12 protein-coding genes are annotated in these 20,880 nt (G+C 55.5%); 9 read left to right on the plus strand and 3 right to left on the minus strand.

What is annotated here, in order from left to right:
• Nucleotides 1–47: 47 nt before the first annotated feature.
• The gene (locus O3S85_RS12425) at nt 48–1,499 is read right to left on the minus strand and encodes a UDP-N-acetylmuramate--L-alanine ligase (RefSeq protein ID WP_269540705.1); all 1,452 of its coding nucleotides are present in this window, start codon (nt 1,497–1,499) and stop codon (nt 48–50) included.
• Nucleotides 1,500–1,721: 222 nt separating this feature from the next.
• On the opposite strand from O3S85_RS12425, the gene hemF reads away from it, so the two are divergent.
• The 8 genes from hemF (at nt 1,722) to O3S85_RS12465 (ending at nt 13,819) form a co-directional block, all read left to right on the plus strand.
• On the plus strand, nt 1,722–2,660 hold the full coding sequence (gene hemF / locus O3S85_RS12430) for an oxygen-dependent coproporphyrinogen oxidase (protein ID WP_269540706.1): 939 nt from the start codon (nt 1,722–1,724) through the stop codon (nt 2,658–2,660).
• A 192-nt stretch (nt 2,661–2,852) separates the two neighbouring features.
• Nucleotides 2,853–3,887 (plus strand): uroporphyrinogen decarboxylase, encoded by a 1,035-nt coding sequence (gene hemE, locus O3S85_RS12435; RefSeq protein ID WP_269540707.1) that lies wholly within the window; start codon nt 2,853–2,855, stop codon nt 3,885–3,887.
• Nucleotides 3,888–3,925: 38 nt separating this feature from the next.
• On the plus strand, nt 3,926–4,348 hold the full coding sequence (locus O3S85_RS12440; protein ID WP_269540708.1) for a hypothetical protein: 423 nt from the start codon (nt 3,926–3,928) through the stop codon (nt 4,346–4,348).
• A gap of 84 nt (nt 4,349–4,432) precedes the next feature.
• Nucleotides 4,433–5,437: a LacI family DNA-binding transcriptional regulator gene (locus tag O3S85_RS12445; protein WP_269540709.1), complete on the plus strand. Its 1,005-nt coding sequence runs from the start codon at nt 4,433–4,435 to the stop codon at nt 5,435–5,437.
• Nucleotides 5,438–5,766: 329 nt separating this feature from the next.
• Nucleotides 5,767–9,099, plus strand: a complete 3,333-nt coding sequence (locus O3S85_RS12450; protein WP_269540710.1) for an ABC transporter substrate-binding protein — start codon at nt 5,767–5,769, stop codon at nt 9,097–9,099.
• Complete coding sequence (locus O3S85_RS12455) at nt 9,096–10,262, plus strand: ABC transporter permease (RefSeq protein WP_269540711.1); 1,167 nt, start codon at nt 9,096–9,098, stop codon at nt 10,260–10,262. The genes O3S85_RS12450 and O3S85_RS12455 overlap by 4 nt, the downstream gene beginning before the upstream one ends.
• 3 nt (nt 10,263–10,265) lie before the next feature.
• Nucleotides 10,266–12,203 carry an ABC transporter ATP-binding protein gene (locus O3S85_RS12460; RefSeq protein ID WP_269540712.1) on the plus strand — a complete coding sequence of 646 codons (1,938 nt, stop codon included), beginning with the start codon at nt 10,266–10,268 and terminating at the stop codon, nt 12,201–12,203.
• 320 nt (nt 12,204–12,523) lie between these two features.
• Nucleotides 12,524–13,819, plus strand: coding sequence for a hypothetical protein (locus tag O3S85_RS12465; protein ID WP_269540713.1), 1,296 nt, complete (start codon nt 12,524–12,526; stop codon nt 13,817–13,819).
• 28 nt (nt 13,820–13,847) lie between these two features.
• Here O3S85_RS12465 and O3S85_RS12470 read toward each other — a convergent pair whose 3' ends face one another.
• On the minus strand, nt 13,848–14,450 hold the full coding sequence (locus O3S85_RS12470; RefSeq protein ID WP_269540714.1) for a polysaccharide deacetylase family protein: 603 nt from the start codon (nt 14,448–14,450) through the stop codon (nt 13,848–13,850).
• Between the two features lie 42 nt (nt 14,451–14,492).
• Nucleotides 14,493–15,872: a sulfatase-like hydrolase/transferase gene (locus O3S85_RS12475; protein ID WP_269540715.1), complete on the minus strand. Its 1,380-nt coding sequence runs from the start codon at nt 15,870–15,872 to the stop codon at nt 14,493–14,495.
• A 557-nt stretch (nt 15,873–16,429) separates the two neighbouring features.
• Between O3S85_RS12475 and O3S85_RS12480 the strand changes: the two genes are divergently transcribed.
• Nucleotides 16,430–20,866, plus strand: a complete 4,437-nt coding sequence (locus O3S85_RS12480; RefSeq protein ID WP_269540716.1) for a hypothetical protein — start codon at nt 16,430–16,432, stop codon at nt 20,864–20,866.
• The last annotated feature ends 14 nt before the right edge of the window (nt 20,867–20,880 follow it).

Genomic DNA, 20,880 nt, shown 5'->3' on the forward strand with positions numbered 1-20,880 from the left:
TTCGTAACAATCGATACCGTCCCGTTACAATTGTAACAATTCAAGCCCTAATCCTTAAAATCTGAAATAACTGACGCCGTCACTGCCTCATCGGCGTAGCGACGATGGATGCCGCCAAAACCGCCATTGGAGAAAAAGACCACGCAGCGCGGATGGTCGGTTTTCGTGCGCGTGGCCTCAAACAGCTCGGCGAGCAGGGAGTCGAAATCCGCAAACGCGCCGCTACAGACGTTGCGGGAATTGAGCTCTTCGGCCATGGCGGCGGTGTTTAGTCGGCGGTCCTCGGCGTAGCGCTCACCGCGAAACACGGGCCCTAAATAAACGGCGTCCGCCAGCGCGAGCGCATCGGTGAAGCGGTCTTGAAAGATGTTCGTGGCACCGGTGTTGCTGCGCGGCTCGAAGCAGGCCGTGATCCGGTGCTCCGGGTAACGGCGACGCAGCGACTCCAGCACTTGCGCGACCGCTGTCGGATGGTGCCCGAAGTCTTCCAGCACGACGAGTTGCTCGTCACTGCGCAGGCATTCCTGGCGGCGTTTAACCCCTTGATAGCTAGCGAGTTTGCCGACATCCAACGGGCAGAATGGGTCCTCCGGCTTGATCGCCAGACCGGCCGCCAACAAGGCGATCGCAGCATTGCGCGCGTTGTAAAGGCCGTGCATCGGCCACTGAACCTTGTCCCATAAGGTCCCTCGCCACCGCAAGGTGAAGGAGGCCCCTTTGGCGTCTTCCTTAAAATTCTCGATGCGCAGATCGCACTCCTTGCCAACGCCGACCGAGTAGCATGGGCACCAGTCCACCGGTAGCAGCGGACGCAGTGTTTCCTCGTCGCCATTGTAGAGGATGAAGCCGTTGCGCGGCACGAGGCGGATCACGTGGCTAAAGCTACGCTGGATGTCCGCCAAGTCGCGGAAGATGTCGCCGTGGTCGAACTCCAGGTTATTAATAGCCAGAATGCGCGGCTGGTAATGCACGAACTTGCTGCGCTTGTCGAAAAAAGCCGAGTCGTATTCGTCGCCCTCGATCACAAACGGACGCCCCGCCGCGCCAGCCTCGGCACCACCGGGCAAGTCACGCGGCACACCACCGATCAACCAACCCGGCTCAGCACGGTGCTCACGCAGCAAAAAGGCCGTCAGGGCGGAGGTGGTCGTCTTGCCATGGGTGCCGGTAATCACAATGGGCTGGCGCGTGGACAGCGTGGTCTCCGACAGCAGCGCAGGCAGGGAAACAATCGGCAAGGCCCGCGAGGCAAGCAGCCATTCGATCTCGGGATTACCGCGACTAATGGCGTTGCCCACCACGACGCGGTCCGGCTTGAGCCCAGCCAGGCGCTCGGCATCCCAGCCATCGAGTATTTCCACGCCCGCATCGCGCAGCAGATCGCTCATTGGGGGATAGATACCCGTATCGCTGCCGCTGACTTGGTGCCCCAGCTCGCGCATCATCAAAGCGACGTTACCCATCGCCGTCCCGCAAATTCCCATGAAGTAAAGGTGCATGCTCCACCCAATTTAGACCAACGCCACCCGGCAAGCGCAAACCCCATCCTCCGATCCACCGCTACGATACAGTTTTTTAACCTTACCGAGACAAACCACTCTGCGGCTGGAGCCAATGCTTGCCAACAAAGCAAAATTCCCGGTCATGGGTTCGATCAGGCCAGGCAAGATCGCCACTCGTTTTTCCTTTTTCCTTTAATCTTTTTCCTTTTTCCTAACCACATGAAGCCCGACCCAAACGCCGTGTGCGAATTTCTCCGCGATTATCAGAACTCCCTTTGTGCGCGGCTGGAGGCCTTTGCGCCGCACCAGCCGTTTAAAGCCGACCAGTGGGAGCGCGCGGAAGGCGGCGGTGGCGAATCACGCGTGCTGGCCGATGGCGACATTTTTGAAAAGGCAGGCGTCAACTTCTCCGATGTCCGGGGGAAATCCCTGCCGCCGAGCGCGACGGCGCATCGACCGCAGCTCGCCGGGCGCAGCTTTCGCGCAATGGGCGTCAGCGTGGTGATCCACCCGCGCAACCCCTACGCACCGACGAGCCACGCCAATGTCCGCTTTTTCATTGCCGAAAAGGAAGGCGAGCCGGCTGTATGGTGGTTTGGCGGCGGCTTTGACCTGACCCCGTATTACGGCTTCGTCGAGGACGCGCAGGACTGGCATCAGACAGCGCGCCAAGCCTGCCAGCCCTTCGGTGTCGATCTCTACCCGCGCTTCAAGAAATGGTGCGACGAGTATTTTCACCTCAAGCATCGCAACGAAGCGCGCGGCGTAGGCGGGTTGTTTTTCGACGACTATAACGAGCACAATTTCGAGCATGCCTTTGGCTTCATGAAGAGCGTCGCCCAAGCCTACCCGGATGCCTATGCGCCGATTGTCGAGCGTCGCAAGGACACCAACTTCGGCCTCAAAGAACGTCAGTGGCAGCTTTACCGCCGCGGCCGCTACGTGGAGTTCAACCTGCTCTACGACCGCGGCACCCTCTTTGGCCTGCAAAGCGGCGGGCGCACGGAATCGATATTGATGTCCCTGCCACCGCTGGTCCGCTGGGATTACGATTACCAACCCGAGGCTGGCAGCCGTGAAGCTGCCCTAGCGGACTTTATCAAGCCACGTGACTGGGTCGGTGCCGACGGCGAACCGCTGGAGATTGAGATCGATTAAGTCGTGGCCAGCGAGGCGCAGTTTTTAGCCACGGATGGACGCGGATGAAACACGGATGTTTTGACTTCGCCGTGAAGTTGCCGTTCTTTCCTGCCCAATCTTTTACGAAACACTGATCTACTAAAATTACGAACCGCCACGCTGATATCCGCGTTTCATCCGCGGCTAAAAAAATCCGCATTCCGCACTCCAATGACTTCCAAAGAACGATTTCTCGCCGCCGCAAACTGCCAGCCCGTTGACCGGCCACCAATCTGGATCATGCGCCAAGCGGGACGCTATCTGCCCGAATACCGCAAGCTCAAGGAGCAGTATGACTTCGTGACGATGGTCAAGACGCCGGAGCTGGCCACCGAGGTGACGCTGCAGCCGCTCAAGCGGTTTGCGCTCGATGCGGCGATTGTGTTTTCCGACATCCTCATCGTGCCCGAGGCGCTGGGCCAGCCATACCATTTCCGCGATCAGGGGGGCATCGGCATGGATTTCGCCCTCGAAAGCGCGGCCGACATTGCCAAGCTCGACGACGCCTCCGCCGTCAGTGAAAAGCTGACCTACATTGCCGACGCATTGAAAATGGTGCGCAGCGAAGTCGGAGAGGAAAAGGCCGTGCTGGGCTTTGCGGGCTCCCCCTGGACCCTCGCCTGCTACATGGTCGAGGGCGGCAGTTCGAAGGACTTTACCCGCATCAAGGCGCTATTTTATCAGGACCGCAAAACGTTCGATCAGCTAATGACCAAGCTGGCCTCTGCCTGCGCGGAGCTCCTCAAGATGCAGCTCGCCGCCGGGGCCGATTGCGTGCAGCTCTTTGACAGCTGGGCCAGCGCGTGCGCCGGTGTGGACTACCACGAGATGTCGCTGCGCTGGATCCGACAGATCATCGATGAGCTGCCCGCCGACGCGCCGATCATTCTCTTTGCCAAGGGCATGGCGCATCATGTAGACACCTTGTCCGCCAGTGGTGCCAAAGTGCTCGGCATGGACTGGACCGTCAACCTGCCCGAGATGCGTGAGCGCGCTCCGGCGAACATTGCCCTCCAGGGCAACCTCGACCCCACACTGCTCAGCACCTCGCCAGAAATCGTCCGCCGCGCCGCCGAAGACCTGCTCAATGCGATGAACAACGCTCCGGGCCACATCGTAAACCTCGGCCATGGCATTCTGCCCAGCGCTCATGTCGAGTGCGTCGAGACGCTGGTCAACACGGTCGTCGAGCGCGGAGCCAAATAGGCATTTACCCCCAGGGCGTTATATGCCATACCCGTGGCATGCAACGCTTGGTCATACTTTCGCTGTTTCTGCTAAGCCTCAGCCTTGGGGCCGTGCCGCCGGGACACCGTAAGCATCCGCCAAAGCTGTTAACCGAAACACGACTAGTCGGCCACTGGCACAGCACATCACTGAGCGGCGACGCCGTCGGGCTGGCAGTGAGCGATGTCGTGGTGGAGTTTCACGGCAGCAAAAAGTTTCACGCCACGATCAACATGAACATCGGTGGACCTTCCGTTTATGAGGGTGAATATCACGCCCGCCGCCAGATGCTAACGCTGCACCCCGTCTCACAAAGCGCCATTCCCTGCACGGTGACATTCCACTCGGACGACAAGATCACGATCGTTGCGACACAACAGGGCGTCACCGCCGTCTTCGAGCGCGGCCAAGCCCCAGCCTCGTCCGGCAGCTGGTTTTAGCCGAGTGAACCGCTTGATGATTAATGGGTTTAATCATTTGCTTTGACTTTTTGGGGCTAAGCCTGCTCTTTATCGGTTAGTTAAATGGCCTCCCTGAAAGAAATCGCAAAGGATGTTGGCGTCTCACATGCGCTGGTGTCACGAGTATTAAGCAACCGGATGGGGACGACCCGCGTCAGCGAGAAGACCCGCCAGAGAATTCTGGATCGCGCCAAAGAGCTTAACTATACCCCCAATCCCCTGGCAGTGGCGCTCAAGCGCGGTCGAAAAGGTGCCGTCGGCGTGTTCCTGCACGGAGTCGGCATCCCCGGCAGCGAGATGTCACTGAAATTCATCCAGTCAGCCGGTCGCGCATTGTCCGCCAATGGCTACAATTTGTGGATGCAGTTTTTTGAGAAAAAAGAGGAGTTTCTCGCCGCGTGCAACGAAGAGCTCATGAGCAAGGTCGATGGGCTGATCCTCGCCGGTCTCGCCCACGAAGAGCTCGCCGAAAACGTCATTGAAATTGAAAAACGCGGCCTGCCCGTCGTCCTCTCATGCCACGGCAACATGGAGAAGTTCGGGCTGACGAATTTTCAGGTCGACGCCGAACAGCAGTCCTACCTAACAACCAAACATTTATTGGAATGCGGCTGCAAGGAAGTGGCGCATTTTTTCAGCATGCCGCTGCGCTATCGCGGCTATATCCGCGCCCACGAGGAGTTCGGCATCACGCCCAAGGACCATCTAACGGTGCCCGCCCGTGGCTATCAGACAAAAAGTGGCCACGACGCCATGGCGCACCTGTTCGACAACAACATCAAGTTCGACGGCATTTCCGCGCAGTCAGACGGCCAAGCTGCTGGCGTTTACCACTACCTGGCCGAGCGGGGAATCTCTCGCGAAAACTGGCCGCTGGTTACCGGCATTGACGACTCCCCAATTGCACACGACTTCAGCCTGATAAAGCTCACCAGTGCCACCGCCGAAATGGAGCGCTGCGCCGAGCTCGCAGTGAAGGCGGTGCATAACAAAATCGAAAGCGAACCCGTCGAAGAGCAGCACGTGGAGCCGCAGTTAATGATCCGCGAATCGACCAGCCGCAAATAGCCAAATACCACCGCAATCGCGGTGACACCATACGCCCAGCGGTGACTATTCGTCCTAATGCTAAGGCAAAGCGAGGCCTCTATCCACCCAGATAACACGTGTAACCAAAAATACGCTGGATGGAAAACCTACCGAGCCTAACAAGAACGAGACAGAGCCTAACAAGTTAAATTTTTTACCGTAATTCGTTGACAGCAAAAGCGACGCAACCCGTATTATCGCTTTTTCAACCATGGTTTAGCAGTTGGCCCAAACTACTGCTGCTATCCAAATCTCCTTCCAATTTCCCAACCCCGAGTCTCGACACAGATCGGTAATTCGCCCCCCACATGTCCCTCCCCCCTTCCGGATCCAAGCTCAAAGGTATTGGCAAATTTTTTGGCCTCTTTGCCGCCGTCGCGGTCGGTTTCTATGTCCTGCTTCTGCTGTTAAACTGGGCACTCTCGCCTGAGATACAGTCCGAAAAGCTACCAGTACCACCCGAAATAGCCGAGAAAATGCAGGCTCTTCGCTCGGAGTCCTGGGAGGTCGACCCAGATAACCCGCCGCAAAATTACGTCGCCGTGGACTACTCCGAGGGCGAGACCGCTGCCTGGTGGCCCAAGGGGCAATCCAAAGTCATCGACCAGGCCGTTGCCAATGGCGACCTCCCCCCAGTAGCCGAGCGCGTGGGCCCGGAACCTGTTGTTTTAAAGGGATCCGACGGCATTGGCGAATATGGTGGCACCTGGATGCGCCTGGGCACGAATAACGACTGGGGCATCATGAGCTGGCGATTGTCGGGCTCCAACCTCGTCCGTTGGTCACCAATGGGCTATCCGATCGTCCCACACATTGCCAAGAGCTGGTCCCGCAATGAGGATGCAACCGAGTGGACCTTCACGCTGCGCAAGGGCGTGCACTGGTCCGACGGACACCCGCTCACCACTGAGGATGTTCGCTTCTATTGGGAGGATGTCGAACTCGGGCTGGACGATGGACAAGTCGCCAGTTGGCTCGCCCCGGGTGGCGTCGCGGCCGAAGTGGAGATCATCGACGACTACACCTTCAAGTTCAAATTCGCCAAGCCCTATGGTGCCTTCCTCGAAATGCTGGCCAGCAACGTCTTTTACAAATTCATGATGCCCAAGCACTACCTGCTCCAGTATCACGAAAAAATCGGCGACGAGGAAAAGATCGAAGAACTGCGTGTGCAGATGGGCCTCTCGACCAAAAAGGCAGTCTGGAACGCGGTTAGCAACACCATCACCAACCCCGAACGCCCTACGCTCAATCCCTGGATCGCCCGCTCCGAGCAAGGCACGCCTCCGATCTACTTTGTCCGCAACCCCTACTACTTTGCCGTCGATGAGGCGGGCAACCAGCTCCCCTACATTGATCAGGTGATGTTCGAGGTGAAGCACCCGCAGCTCATTCCGGTCGCCGCGTCCGCCGGGTCTGCCAGCATGCAGGGGCGCAATCTGTCCTTCGACAACTACACGCTCCTCATGGAAGGCACCGACCCGGGCGGCTACGAGCTGCTCCACTGGTTTAACCCCTCACGCTCAGCATGGACCATTTTCCCCAACCTGAATCGCCGCGCGTTTGACAACGACCCTGCTTCCCAATGGAAGGTCCAATACCTCACCGATAAACGCTTCCGCCAAGCCCTCTCCCTCGCCATTGACCGGCAGACGATCATTGACTCCGTTTACCACGGCATCGGCGAGCCTGCGCAGCTCGATCCCGGTCGCAGCTCTCCCTACTTCAACGAAAACCTGCTCAAATCTTTCACCGAATTCGACCCCGAGCGCGCCAACCAACTCCTCGACGAAGTGGGCTTGAGCAAGCGAGGCCCCGATGGCATGCGCGTGGCCGAGGACGGCACGCCGATCACCTTCTACATAGACTTTACCAGCTACACCGGCGAAGGCCCGGCGCAATTCGTAATCGATGATTGGCGAGACGTCGGCATCCGCGCGATTCACCGCGAACGCAACCGCGGACTCTGGGGCCAAGAGCGCCTGGCACTCAAGCAGGACTTCGTCATCTGGGCCGGCGAAAGCGAATTCATCCCTCTGTTAGAAATCCGCAACTTCGTGCCCACCAACGCCTGGTCCCTCCACGCACCCGCCTACGGCCAGTGGTTTGACAATGGCGGCACGGAAGGCACCCCGATGCAGAGCGGCTTTGCCCAAGAGCCCCCAGTCGGTAGTGCGATCCGCAAGGCCATGGATTACTGGAACCAAATGCTCGATGCCTCCAACGAAGAGGAACGCATAAAGCTGTTTTCCCAAATTGCCGACCTGGCCGCAGAGGAAGTCTGGACCATCAGTATCGCCACACCTCCGCCGTTCCTGATCGTCAAAGACAAAGATCTGAAAAACGTTCCCGACAAGGCCGTCTACGGTGCGCCATATAACAGCCCGGCCAACACCGCAATCGATACCTACTATTTCGAAAACCTCGAGGAAAATCCGGCCATCACCGCACAGATCGCCAACGTCATGGCCGGCCCGCTGCCCAGTAAGTTTACCCTCGGCAGCGAAGGCCGCGTTCTCGAAACCTCATTTACGGAGAAGCTCTCCAAAATGGTTCCGTGGCTCTGGACGATTTGCCTGATCGGCTTCCTCATCATGATGGCGACCAAGCACCCCTACGTCGCGCGCCGCCTCCTGATCATGGTCCCCACGTTGTTCATTGTGTCGATCATCGTGTTCATTGTCATCCAAATGCCGCCGGGCAATTTCGTGGAGACGAAAATTATCCAGCTACAAATGGACGGTGACGAGGAGGCCATCGAGCAAGTCGAGCAATTGACAGTACTCTTCAACCTCGAGGACCCAGTTTGGAAACAGTATTTAAAATGGTCCGGCCTGCAGTGGTTTGTTACTTATGATGCCGGAGACAAAGGCCTCCTCCAGGGGGAGCTCGGCATCTCGATGCAAACGCTACGATCGGTCAACGACACGGTGGAGGAGCGCGCATTGCTCACCATGGCGATCTCCCTCCTCACGGTGCTCTTCACCTGGGCGGTCGCGCTACCAATCGGCATTTATACGGCCGTGCGCCAATACTCCATCGGTGATTATGCGCTAACCTTCATCGGCTTCATCGGCATGTGCGTGCCCAACTTCCTGCTCGCTATCTTGATGATGTATTGGGCCAACAAATACTTTGGCGTTAATGTAACCGGCCTGTTCTCCCCCGAATACGCGACCGACCCCAGCTGGTCCTGGGGCAAGTTCGTCGACCTCCTACTGCACCTGATCGTGCCCATCATCGTGATCGGCACAGCGGGCACTGCGGGCATGATCCGCGTGATGCGCGCCAACCTCCTGGACGAGTTGCGCAAGCCCTACGTGACAACGGCGATGGCCAAAGGCGTCAAGCCGTTCAAACTGCTCATCAAGTATCCCGTGCGCCTGGCGATCAACCCGTTCATCTCCGGCATCGGCGGCCTGTTCCCGAGCATGCTTTCCGGCGGCTCGATCACAGCCATCATCCTGGCGCTGCCGATGATCGGCCCATTGCTCCTCGACGGCCTGCTCACGGAAGACTTCTACCTCGCCGGCTCCCTCCTGATGGTGTTCAGCCTGTTGGGCATCGCCGGCACCCTCGTCAGCGACATCCTGCTACTGCTGGTTGATCCGCGAATCCGCATGGACGGAGGTTCAAAATGAGCGAAGAAATTAAAAAATCCGGCATGACCCCCACTCCGCCCCGCGACCACCCGAAGCCCACGGCTGACGATCCCGACGAAAAGCCAGCCCAGGTCATCGACAACCTGTCGCAATGGCAACTCATCCGCCTGCGCTTTCTCAAACACAAGCCAGCCGTCATCTCGATGTTCCTACTGATGGTGCTCTACTCCATCGCGGTCATCGCCGAGTTCGTCGCTCCGTATAACAAAGACTACGGCAACGTGGACTACATTTACTGCCCTCCGCAGATGCCCAAGTTCAGCTTTGAGCACGGCATTTACACGGACAAACTTGAGCGCGCGAAGGACCCCGTTTCGCTCAAGAATTACTACGTGCATACGGGAGAAATTACCAAGCTCGGTTTCTTCGTGAAAGGCGAGGAGACGAAGCTCATGGGCTTCATCCCGATCGAGCGCCGCCTCTTCGGGGCCCAGAGTGATCAGGACGCGCCATTCTATTTTCTGGGCGCGGATAAGTTCGGGCGCGATTTGTATTCCCGCCTCGTCTATGGCTCTCGGATCAGTCTTTCCATCGGCATCGTGTCGATCATTACCACCTTCCTACTGGGTGCCGTGATCGGTGGTATCTCCGGATACATGGGCGGCACGGTGGATATGATCATCCAGCGCTCCATGGAGATCATTAACGCCTTTCCGCAGCTACCACTTTGGCTCGCGCTCGCCGCCGTGATGCCCGGCGACTGGCCACCAATTAAGGTTTATTTCGCGATCACCATCGTGCTGTCGATCTTTGGTTGGACCGGCCTCGCGCGCTTGGTCCGTGGTAAGATTCTTTCGCTGCGCGAGGAGGATTACGCCGTGGCTGCGAGTCTCCTGGGTGCCAGCCACAGTCGCATTTTGTTCCGCCACCTGCTGCCGGGCTTTACCAGCCACATCATCGTCAGCCTGTCGCTCAGCGTGCCGGGGATGATCCTTGGCGAAACCGCGCTGTCGTTCCTCGGACTGGGCCTGCGCCCACCGGTTGTCAGTTGGGGCGTGCTCCTGCAGGAGTGCCTGAACATCGACATTGTCGCCAATTACCCTTGGCTGCTGATGCCGGTGATCTTCATCATCATTACCGTTCTTTGCTTTAACTTCTTCGGCGACGGCATGCGTGACGCGGCCGACCCCTACGCCCGCTAAACCATGTCCACGGCCACCGCAACTTCCCCCACTTCCTCATCGACCGCCTCGGACGACGTCGTCCTGAGCATCGAGAATCTCAAGACGCACTTCTTCACCGAGGAGGGGCAAATCCCCGCCGTCGACGGCGTCAGCCTCAAGCTGAAGCGCGGTAAGGTGCTCGCCATCGTCGGCGAGTCCGGCTGCGGCAAGAGCGTTACCTCGTATTCGATCCTGCGCCTGATTCGCTCGCCTGGAAAAATCATGGACGGCAAAATTCTGTTTCACTCCGAGCGCCGGGGGGAAACCGTCGACATCGCCGCGCTCGACGAAAAGTCTGACACGCTTTACCAGATTCGCGGTGGCAACATCAGCATGATTTTCCAGGAGCCGATGACCGCGCTCAGCCCGGTGCATACCGTTGGAAACCAGATTTGCGAGGCCATCCTGCTGCACCAAAACGTGACCAAGGAAGAGGCGCGTCAAAAGGCAATCGACATGCTGATCAGTGTCGGCATTCCTCAACCCGAGGAACGCATCGACCAGTATCCGCACGAGATGTCCGGCGGCATGCGCCAGCGTGTGGTGATTGCGATGGCGCTCGTTTGTGACCCGGAAATTCTCATTGCCGACGAGCCCACCACGGCGCTCGATGTGACCCTGCAGGCGCAAATCCTTAAGCTGATGCGCGAGCTGCAGGAGAAGCGTAATTGCTCGGTCGTTTTCATCACTCACGACTTGGGCGTGGTTGCACAAATGGCGGACGAAGTCGCCGTCATGTATCTAGGCCGCGTGGTGGAAACCGGTTCGGTGCGCGACATTTTAAAGAACCCCGCGCACCCCTACACACTTTCCCTGCTACATTCGATTCCGCGAAACGAAACACTCGGCGGCCGCCTGCCCACGATCAAAGGCAGCGTCCCCTCGCTCACGCAAATTCCCAAAGGCTGCCCCTTCCATCCACGTTGCCCGTTCGCCGTGCCCGGGAAGTGCGACGTCGGCGGCCCTCCTGATCTGCTTCAGTGGAAAGAAGATCGCCAGGCCGCCTGTGTGCGTCTGGATGAAATCCACGGTAACGGCAAACCGACGCTCCAAGTCGAAGGCGGAGTCGACGTTACCCAGTCCATCAAGGAGGAGAAAGTCCTCCTGCAGGTGCGCAATCTCTGCAAGCATTTCCCCATCTACACTAAGGGACTGATCCGCAAACAAAAGGGCGTGCTCAAAGCGGTGGACAATGTCTCCTTCGATCTTCTGCGCGGCGAAACGCTGGGCCTCGTCGGCGAATCCGGTTCGGGCAAAACCACCTGCGCGCGCACCATTCTCCGCGCCCTCTCTGCCACCTCCGGCGAAGCCATTTTCCGCAGCGATCTGCAAAACCGAGATATCGACCTGACCAAGCTTGAGCGCAAGGAGCTCAAGCCACTCCGCAAAGAGATGCAGATGATTTTTCAGGACCCGTTCTCCTCACTGAACCCACGCATGACAGTGGGCGACATCGTGGCCGAGCCGCTCGTCATCCACAAGCTTGCAAGTGGCTCCACCTTGGAAGACATGGTCGTAGAAATGCTTAAGAAAGTCGGCCTCAAGCCCGAGCATCGCCAGCGTTACCCGCACGCCTTTTCCGGCGGCCAGCGTCAACGCATCGGCATTGCCCGGGCATTGATCATGCAGCCGTCGCTAGTGGTGGCAGACGAGGCCGTCTCCGCGCTCGACGTATCCGTGCAGGCACAGGTGATTAACCTCCTCGCCGACCTGCAAATCGAGTTCGGGTTGACGTATCTTTTCGTCGCGCACGACTTATCAGTGGTCCGCCATATCTGCGATCGCGTGGCCGTCATGCAGGGTGGCAAGCTGGTAGAGTTCGCCGAGTCCGAGGCGCTCTTCGAAAACCCGCAGCATCCCTACACGCAAAAGCTCCTCACCGCCGTGCCCAGCCTCGACCCCGACGAGCGCAGTTGGTAGCAGGGCTTTACTTTGCGATGCAAAGTAAGCACGCCGCAACAGTTTGGCACCGTAAAGCACTGCGTTGTGTCAGTTATGGAGTGCGCCAGCCCTCTGGCGCTTTGGGATTTTCAATGAGGCAATAAAGTGAAGCTCAACAAAATCTTGGTGCGCGTTTCATTCTGTTGGTCGCGGACAATGCGAAAGCGCCAGAGGGCTGGCGCACTCCATAGCCATGCTACTGTAATTTTGCTAGAGCTGCATTACCACAATGCCAACCAGGCCAGCATACACCGTTGACAACTACAAAAGCGCCCGCATGATTACACGTATAACTAATCATGAAGCTTTACACTCCCCTAACCCTCATTGCCGCGCTTGCCGCCACATCGCTTTCCGCCGAAATGGCGCAATCGGTCAGCCAGTTTGGCGTCACCTGGACCTTTGAAAAACCTTACGAAGTCGGCCATTTCGCCAATGGCGACTGGTGGGTCGTCGGGCCAGTGACGATCACCGACATTACACCTAAAACCGAGAACAACCAAAATGGCAGCATGATCAACCCGGGACTTAACGGTGCTCAGGGTTTTGACGACCGTATTCAACGCAGCACTTATGAGCCCGCGCTGAACATCGCCACGCAACTGCCCTACGCCGTCACCGAACCGTCGTCGATCCTGTCTTCCATCAGCCTCGTGCCGGACACCACTCGCGACAACCCGCAGATGGACACCATTGCGATCCTGACCGTGCTCAATGAAGCGCCACCCCAGGGCAGCTTCCGTCCGCCATATCAAGGTACGGATAAGAGCATACCGGGCAACGTGAGCACCCTCGATTTCGACAAACTCGGCAAGTATCCAAGCGCCGAATACGCGGATATGCCCAGCAAGCTGGCGACCACTTTTGAGCGTCCCTACATCGAGCTGAATCTCAGCTGGACCGGTCGCTACATGCATCCGAAAAACAACCAGCCACCCTACGGCCGCGAAATAGCCCAACGCCTCGGTCACGGTCTGCTAGCACTACAGATTGATGCACCCGACAACGAAAAGCGCGAACTGCTGATCGACCTCGTGCAAGTCGGCGTGGATATCTATGGTGCCGCACGCCTCGGCGGGAAATGGAGCGCGGACGGTGGCCACAACCAAGGCCGCAAACTGCCCCTGATTCTGGCCGGCGTCATGCTGCAAAACCCGGATATTCTCCAGTATGCAGACGGCGAGGTTTTCACGATTTTCCAGGAAGACCAGCAGACCTTTTATGTAACCCAGGAGGACGTCGACCGGCCGCGCAAACAGCCTCGCAATGATGGTCGCCCCCGTATGGAGCCCTACACGGTCGAGATGATTGGCATGCCTGAATGGGGCATCCGCCACTACAACGAGCCGGAGAAATCCGGCAGCAACTGGAACGCCACCTACCGCCAGGTTTCCGGTGCCCCGACGACCACCCATGTCCTCGCCGCCAAGCTCATGGGCGTTGAAGAAATTTGGAACTGGCCGGCAATTTTCGACTACTACACGACCCGCTATTGGCCAGCCGAACGCAGCGAAAATCGCGGCGTAAATTCTCCAAGCAAATTTACTAGAGCGATGTGGGAAGCCCACGTGGCTAAGGCCGACGGCGAAAGCTGATCAGCCCAATCCGCGCTACCGCCACACGTTATTTTGCAGCGGCCATCAGTTCGCTAACCGTAACCAGTTGTAAGCCCCTGGCTTTATAGCGGCGGATCATTTCCGGCATGGCCTCGAGCGTCTTCACCTGCCAAGTGTGCAGGATGTAGATATCACCCGCGACGGTGTCCTTCGTGTAGTTTTCGGTAATAGCTTCCACAGTCGCGTCGGGTGCCCAATCGCTGTAGCTCTTTCCCATAATGGCGGGCAATCCCAGCTCGCCAAGCACGGTCCAAACGTGATCGCTGTGTTCACCAAACGGCGCACGAAATACCTTGGGCGCGATGCCAAAAGTATCCTCAAAAAGCTTCTGGCAATCTACGAGTTGCTCGCGCACTTCGCTCAAGCTCAGCTCCGGTAGATGCGGGTGCGTCATGGAGTGGTTGCCAATCTCATGCCCGGCCGCAAAAACGTCTTGGGCTAAGTTTGGTTCGGCGATCACCTTGTTACCAAGATCAAAGAACGTCGCCTTGCAATCGTGCTTCGCGAAGAGCTCGATCCACTGTGGGCTGGTTTCCGGGATTGGCCCGTCATCGAAGGTCAGCGCGATGTAAGGCTTGTCGGTTTTTACGTGATGAATGGGGGTGGGCATAACTCGTATTGAGTGGCAGTTCATTAATGCGGGCAACGGCATTTACGCATAGCCTGCATTGACATAATTGGGGTCAGCATTGAGGCCATTGCCTAGCTCGCCCAACCGTTGACGAAAGCGTGCCATCGCCGAAGCATAGGCCGGATCGTTGGCGAAATTTTTGAGCTCACCTGGGTCGGCTTCGAGATCGAATAGCACCTCCGGAACATCCTCGCCGTAGTATTGATATTTGAGCGCATCCTGCTTGATCATGACATGCGACGGACCGATCTGCGAAACCGATTCATTGCACCAGTCCACGCTTTCTCCACGTAGAAGCGGAGCGAGGCTGCGGCTGTCCAGACCAGACGGAATCTCAAGACCAGAGAGATCACAGAGTGTGGCAAACAAATCGCAGAGGTTGACGTTTTCATTCACCACGCGACCGCCCTCAAAGCCTTTGGGCCAACGGATAATCAAGGGCACACGGGCACTAGCTTCATAGAAGCGCGCCTTTTCCCAAATACCGTGCTCGCCGAGCATCTCGCCATGATCGCTAGTGTAGACGATGATCCAGTCATCCAAATCCTCTCCCAGCAGCTCCAGGTGATTCAAAACCTGCCCGTAGTAGTTGTCCACTTGGTCGACCATGCCGTAATAAGCTGCCGTTGCGCGGCGAATCGTGTCGGTGGAGACGTTGACCGGCTTGTTCAGTTGGCTAAGCGAGAGCACCGGGTGGTCGCATGGCTTTTCATCAAAAATTGGAGCACGCTCATAATAATACCGGAAGCGATCTTCATCAGTAAAATACGGATAATGCGGTTGCACCAGGCTAAGCTTAAATAACAGCGGCCGGTGGTTTTTCGACCGGCAATAGAGCGGATCGTGGAAGTGCTCGCTCAGGTAATCGAAGGCAGCGTTGACGGTATCGCGGTCCAACCTCTGGCATACCCCAAAGGCAGGCCGCGCCTCCTCCAACTCACGCTGGTTCGACCATTTGCCCACGCCCGGCGCTGGTTGGTATCGCGCAAACTCTTCCGGGATGGCACCGTCAATATATTGGAGACCTAAGTGCGTGTCGGGGGCAATACGACGCGTCCACCCCTGCATTTGATCCGGCCCGCTATGGTGCAGCTTTCCCGAACAAACAGTGTGGTATGCATATTGGCTGAAGCGCCGGGAAAATGTCATGTAGTTCGGCGTGAGGTCTTCGCCAAAATTATAGCAATGACACGTGTGCGGCAGTTGACCACTCATCATACACTGACGCCCCGGGATACAAATCGGCGATGGCGTGTAGGCGTTATTAAAGACCACTCCAGTCTCCGCCAAATGATCCAGTATCGGTGTCCTCACAACATCGTTACCCGCAAAGCCCGCAACATCGGCACGGTGCTCATCGCTCATTAGAAACAAAATATTGGGGCGTTTTGCTTGAGACATGCCGCCAACATGAACGCGTTAGAACCACATGGGAAATAAAAACGGCACCCAATCAAAGATCGTAGCAGACCATTCAACTTCTCGAAAAAATTTTTATAACCGATAGGAGACTCCGCCCCTGCGGCATACACTATTCCGTCGTCATTCCGCAGGTAGATTCAGTACCCATGTAGAACATTCACCAAGGAAACACGCTGCCCAATATTACTTGGAACCAAGGCCCCATTAGCCGAAGTTACTGATCTGCGGGCATTTACTAATCTATGCAATACCTCATCAACTTAATTAGACCTCCCCATTGACGTCTAAAAACGATCAAAAACCGGTCAAAAACGTCGAATATTGCACAATTTTTCAACGTGTGCGGACAAGCCCTTTTTTCAGAGCCGAAAGTGCCGATTAGATGAAAATCTTCTTTAATAAAGGCATGATTTATGGTCTAATCTAGCTACTCGAAGCTTATTTTACCAAACGCGTCTGACTCTTGCATTGCGCAACCTGACGTGATAGGTATAGTATATCAATCGCTTAAGTTAAGACCCAACAATTTACCCAGCATGAACTCCCCCAAGAAACTGTCTTCCCGCGTATCCGGGCACCAGAAAAGCAACGGATTCGCACTGATCATCGCCTTGACGCTGATGTCCTTCATGGTCGTCCTGATCCTGAGCCTAGCGACATTTCTGAATGTGGAGATGCATACCTCTACCCACCAGAACCGCATGAACGAGGCGCGCTCCAATGCACTTTTCGGGGCACAGATTGCCTTGGGCCAGTTACAGATGCTCGCCGGCCCCGACCAGCGCGTTACCGCTCCAGCCACTGTCGCTTACCCACAGAAGGAGAGCCCAGGTGAAGGTGAAATGTGGGATATATATCGGGAGAACGCATCAGGTATGCCTCCATCAGGCAGCGCTTCAGCTCCCGACACATGGAGCACGTATCTCATTGAAGATTACGATAACAGCAAAAGCGAAGATCGCGACTCTTGGAATAGCGCACTCGTTGATTGGTGGGAGGGCAAGAATCCCCATTGGATTGGCGTTTATAAGTCCAATAAGCTGGACAAGGACGGCGAGTGGTTAAATGCAGCAGACTTCAATCGGGAACAGACTCCACATTGGTTAATAAGCGGCAATGAGCGATACACCGAAGATAATATTGGAAGCCAAATTACGCCCGACACCGTATTGGACCCCGATGATTCAAGTGTGGCTATCCTTGTAGGATATGGAAGTGCAGCTCCCAACAAAAGCGCAGATGGCGATCAAGCACTTTCGAGCGACGGACTTGATGGCCGTGTTCTTGCACCTAAAATAGACATAACCAATTCTGATTCTATTGTCACCGGGCAATATGCCTACTGGGTCGGAGACGAAAACACGAAGGCAAACTTTGCCATCATCGACCCATATTATGACGCTGCGTCTGGCTCTACCGAAGAACGCTACCGTCTACAGGTGCCACAGCGCTTGGGCTGGGAACAGATTACCGGTTATAAGGAAATTTTCGATGAATTCGACGGTGATGATAGCGCGCAGGAAGCAATGATTAACAATAAATACCTGCAGCTCATCGAAACTACTTCTCAGATCGTGCTAACCAACCCGGCTCCAGATGATGATTCGATCACCGAAAAATACCAGGACGCCGCAAAAATAAACTTTCACCACATTACCGGTTTCTCAAAAGGCCTTTTCACCGATACTGTTTTGGGTGGCTTGCAAAAAGACTTAACTCGCTACTTTGAGGATGGAGCAAGCGCAACCAATGGGGGCATTTCCGACGACAAACCAATTCCTGCCCCTAATGATGACGACATTTTCAACTATGACAACGACCCGCGGTTTGGTTTATTCAACGAAGGCTTCCCCGTTTCAGATCTCAATGTCCCAACTTGGAGAAACATTCGAGAATGGTACACGAATGAGGTTCAGGATACAGGAGACGGAGAAGGTCAAATCCGAGCAACAGAAAGCACGGCACCCGTTATCACCCAAATTCGCCTATTTGTTGGATTCTCGAAAACCGGCGACCAACTACGACTCAATGTGTTGCCTCAAGTCGTTCTATGGAATCCTTATGACACAGGGCTAGAACAAGCAGACTACGACATCCGAATTAAGTTCTCGCCCAATTTAACTCGCTTCCGCGTTGCTTCTGCAACCACAGCGACCCAAAGCAAGTCCGAGTTAAATCCAGTGACAGTGCGAGAGTATTCAAGTGGTGACAACTATCACCATCACCGGATGAGCCGGTCGGATGCGGATTCGTGGCAGCACAACGATCGCGAAATAGTCAAAGATGAGGAAAGCATTGTAGTGACCTATCATGAAGATGCACTCCACATGCATCCCCAACATGCAAACTTAAGCGCCGTAACCCCTGACTCACAATATCCGGAAAATGAGGATATCTTTTTCGACAGCTACAACATTCGAATCTTCCCCGAAGACAATGAGCTATCACTTCGCATCCGTAATCAGGATTTCCAAGCAGGTGAGCATCTAATGTTTTCGGTTGGTGAAGACCATAAGATAGATGAAAATAATGAGTCAGGAGTCCCCGTTGCTATCGTGGAACTCCAGAACGTATTTGATTTAGATGCACCCGCTTCCGCGTATCATCATTTTGCGACATTGGATTATGCCCCTGGCGCGCTAACCAAGACCACATATTGGGCTGACAACGCAGTATTCCTTCCAGAGCCAGCAACAGAATTCCAAGTGAGGTTCTTTTTGAACGAGGTTGAAATCCGGGACTACGGAAGCTTCGGAAGCCTTGCCGGTGGCGGCGGCTTTATGTCAAATTTCAATCGTTCCAGGAATGCCTCAGTACTAGTGGATCAGCCGATGATTTGGCCTAACGTCTATGATAGTGACTATTTTAGCGCCAATATAGTTGGGGACAGAGATCCCAATCTAAACTCAAGCGGCGCACGAAGTGGTTCGCCAGATATTCCGATCATGCTCGTAGGTGAAACCTATCTAGACCCTCTCTATTTCCGAGGCAGTGGCACAATTGACTCTGTGGAATCGGGTGCCACCAGCTTTCGTCCTTTTGCCAACTATAATATTATGGCAAAACAGTTCACTTCAAACAATCCAATGGTCGACGGTGTTCGCGGCGCGGAGGACTGGAGAAATGCCAACACTGGCGGTGAAAAGTTGGCTCGGTTCGAAGCCATCAACGGCATTCAAAGCCGGAATAATAGTCAACCAAGTGTAAGTGACGCTTTTGGGAGCGGCAATATTGGGGAGGATAAGTGGAGTTCGTGGGCCCACACCCCCACAAATAACAAAGAAGCTGGTAAAGTAATTGTTGACAGAGGACAGCCATGGAATGCCTTCGATCAAAATCGTCGCGCTGAACTTCTAAATGGTCGAACCGTTGGCTTCAATTTTATTCAGCAGACCAAGCTTCCCGAAGGCCTTGCCAGAAACAATTGGGCGAATCCGAAAGTAGATGCACTCTCTAAAGTACCAGTGCGGCTAGCCTATCGCCCCGAATTCGACATCGTTTCAATCGGCCAACTCCAACAGGTAAACCTTGGTGAGTTCATGTGGCAACCAGCCTACGTGATTGGCAATTCAGAAGCCAGCCCCTACATTGACCGGGATCGGATCGCTGGCCTCACCTCACGCCCAGTGTTCCAATACTACAATGTCGATGATGACAACCTTCCTCTCCGAAATGCAGACGGCAGCTACGCTGGCACTAAGACTTCTTGGGCATCAGAAGGCTTGGGAAATAACCGCTTTAACCACCTACTCGATATTTCCTACTTGCTCAACGAATCACTATGGGATCGCTACTTTTTCTCAACGATACCAGGAAATGGCTCCGTGCCATTGGATAATTCGGAGCCAATGGGCAACAGCCGCATAAAATTCAATGTTACAGATGACGTCACCGAATCCGACGTGCGCGACTTTGATAACGCCGCAGCTTATGTATACAACAATGGAGCATTCAACGTAAACTCGACTTCTGTCGAAGCTTGGAAAGCACTGCTAACCGCTTTCCGTGATATTCAATTGCGTTCGCTTAGTAACTACAACGATACCAACCCGCGCGACACAGTGCCAATCTCACGCTCCCTTGAGCCGCTAAATGGAGACATCGCGTTCACCTCGGATAGTTCAACAAACTCGCCGATTGATTACGGCGCTGCACCCTCCCCCACCGGATACAATAACTACGATAAAGTGTTCGGAGGTTTCCGCTTCCTGACAGACGACATGATTGAAACCCTGGCTGAACGCATCGTTGATGAAGTACGCCTCCGCGGTCCATTTTATTCTCTGGCAGACTTTGTTAACCGACGCCTGGATGCACCACATGGACTTTCCCGAACTGAAGACGGCAGAATCAGCTATTCCAACTCACACTACACCGACGGGCGTAAAAACAAAATGAGCCAAAGCTACGATGCTTTAGTTGGACTCCAAAGCATCAACGGGACAATCCAACGCGCCTTGAACGTCTCCGGCATTAACGGCGGTGTCAACTATCCGGATACCGCTTCCCACAACTCATACAAACGCTATGACGCGATGTTTTTCCCACGGTCTTACAGCGAAACCGGCAGAGAAGGCTGGGGCAGTGACTGGCGTTGGGTCGCGTATCCATCGATGGCATGGTACACAGACTCCGAAGCGCGCGCTGGTGCCCCCGTTGGAGAGCAGGGCCTACTCCTGTCACACAGCCCCGGCTTTGTTACACAGGCTGACATCCTCTCGATGATTGGGCCAGTGCTTCGCCCTAGAGGCGACACCTTCGTCATCAGGAGTTATGGCTCATCAATAAACAAACTGACCGGAGAGGTCGAAGCAGAAGCTTGGTTAGAAATGACCGTTCAGCGGATAGTTGAGCCAGTGAAACCCGATAGCAACAATCCATTTGAACCCGACCTTGCCAACAAAGATGAAATAGATGTCGGACGAAAGTTTGAAATCGTTAACTTCCGCTGGCTATCACCTGAAGACGTGTAATATTATCACAAATT

It is taken from the genome of Cerasicoccus sp. TK19100, from assembly GCF_027257155.1.
Lineage (GTDB): Bacteria > Verrucomicrobiota > Verrucomicrobiia > Opitutales > Cerasicoccaceae > Cerasicoccus > Cerasicoccus fimbriatus.

What these genes read in the sequence shown, in the direction of transcription:
- O3S85_RS12445 (WP_269540709.1), top strand. Translation starts at nt 4,433, where the DNA reads ATGGCCTCCCTGAAAGAAATCGCAAAGGATGTTGGCGTCTCACATGCG.
- O3S85_RS12465 (WP_269540713.1), top strand. Translation starts at nt 12,524, where the DNA reads ATGAAGCTTTACACTCCCCTAACCCTCATTGCCGCGCTTGCCGCCACA.
- O3S85_RS12455 (WP_269540711.1), top strand. Translation starts at nt 9,096, where the DNA reads ATGAGCGAAGAAATTAAAAAATCCGGCATGACCCCCACTCCGCCCCGC.
- hemF (WP_269540706.1), top strand. Translation starts at nt 1,722, where the DNA reads ATGAAGCCCGACCCAAACGCCGTGTGCGAATTTCTCCGCGATTATCAG.
- hemE (WP_269540707.1), top strand. Translation starts at nt 2,853, where the DNA reads ATGACTTCCAAAGAACGATTTCTCGCCGCCGCAAACTGCCAGCCCGTT.
- O3S85_RS12440 (WP_269540708.1), top strand. Translation starts at nt 3,926, where the DNA reads ATGCAACGCTTGGTCATACTTTCGCTGTTTCTGCTAAGCCTCAGCCTT.
- O3S85_RS12475 (WP_269540715.1), bottom strand. Translation starts at nt 15,872, where the DNA reads ATGTCTCAAGCAAAACGCCCCAATATTTTGTTTCTAATGAGCGATGAG.
- O3S85_RS12460 (WP_269540712.1), top strand. Translation starts at nt 10,266, where the DNA reads ATGTCCACGGCCACCGCAACTTCCCCCACTTCCTCATCGACCGCCTCG.
- O3S85_RS12425 (WP_269540705.1), bottom strand. Translation starts at nt 1,499, where the DNA reads ATGCACCTTTACTTCATGGGAATTTGCGGGACGGCGATGGGTAACGTC.
- O3S85_RS12480 (WP_269540716.1), top strand. Translation starts at nt 16,430, where the DNA reads ATGAACTCCCCCAAGAAACTGTCTTCCCGCGTATCCGGGCACCAGAAA.
- O3S85_RS12470 (WP_269540714.1), bottom strand. Translation starts at nt 14,450, where the DNA reads ATGCCCACCCCCATTCATCACGTAAAAACCGACAAGCCTTACATCGCG.
- O3S85_RS12450 (WP_269540710.1), top strand. Translation starts at nt 5,767, where the DNA reads ATGTCCCTCCCCCCTTCCGGATCCAAGCTCAAAGGTATTGGCAAATTT.